General features: G+C 73.7%; 1 protein-coding gene. It reads left to right on the top strand.

The features are described 5' to 3' along the window. A partial coding sequence (locus SB717_RS38500) for a hypothetical protein (RefSeq protein ID WP_410908482.1) occupies positions 1-198 on the top strand: 198 nt, incomplete at its 5' end. Positions 199-247: the final 49 nt, after the last annotated feature.

Here is a 247-nt window from a genome sequence, read left to right as displayed (position 1 = left end):
GCGTTGCCGGAACTCGTCGCGCTGTTCGCGGCCGGTGCGGCAGCCGGCGCGCTTTCAGCGCTCGTTGCCGCCGCAGCGGATTTCGCCGCGGGCGCGGGCGGTTGCGGCGCAGCAGCCGTTGCAGCGTTGAGCGACGTGCCGGCCGCGGCGCTGTTAGCGGCGGGCGCTCCAGCGGCCGGCGCTCCGGTGGCTGCGTAAACAGCGGCGGACGGCGCGATCAAACTCACAAACCCCGAACAGCCGATCC

This window comes from Priestia sp. SIMBA_032 (assembly GCF_046535215.1).
GTDB classification, from domain to species: Bacteria; Bacillota; Bacilli; order Bacillales; family Bacillaceae_H; genus Priestia; species Priestia aryabhattai.
The sequence above is the reverse complement of the archived record's forward strand: the minus strand, read 5'-3'. Positions and strand labels throughout refer to the sequence as shown.